The organism is Paenibacillus sinopodophylli (genome assembly GCF_005930355.1).
Classification (GTDB): Bacteria; Bacillota; Bacilli; order Paenibacillales; family Paenibacillaceae; genus Pristimantibacillus; species Pristimantibacillus sinopodophylli.
The window spans coordinates 3,974-4,408 of sequence record NZ_VDBO01000004.1 but is presented as its reverse complement, the minus strand read 5'-3'; the positions used below and the strand labels follow the sequence as shown (position 1 = coordinate 4,408).

At 49.9% G+C, this 435-nt stretch carries 1 protein-coding gene; it reads left to right on the top strand.

All coding sequences use genetic code 11. The features are described 5' to 3' along the window. Positions 1-435: InlB B-repeat-containing protein (locus tag FGT79_RS17220; RefSeq protein ID WP_171056296.1), on the top strand; the 435-nt coding region annotated here is incomplete at both ends.

The following is a 435-nucleotide window of genomic DNA, read 5'->3' as shown; positions in this document are numbered from 1 at the left end:
ACCAGCATCGTTGAAGTATTGCAAGCCACAACGATAGCTGAACCAGCTTCTCCTACCCGTGCCAAGTTCACATTTGCAGGTTGGTATACGGATGCAGACTATGCAACAGCTTGGAATTTCTCAACCAGTACCATAACGGCAGACACCACTTTACATGCGAAGTGGAATGCCATACCAGAGTACACAGTAACGTTCCATACACATGGAGGCAGCGCGGTAACTAGCCTTGTTGAAGTGTTAGAAGGCACAACGATAGCTGAACCAGCTTCTCCGACCCGCGAAAGGTTCACATTTGCAGGATGGTACACGGACGCAGGCTACGCAACAGCGTGGAACTTCCTGACCAGTACGGTAACATCAGACACCACTTTACATGCGAAGTGGAATGCCATACCAGAGTACACAGTAACGTTCCATACACATGGAGGCAGCGCG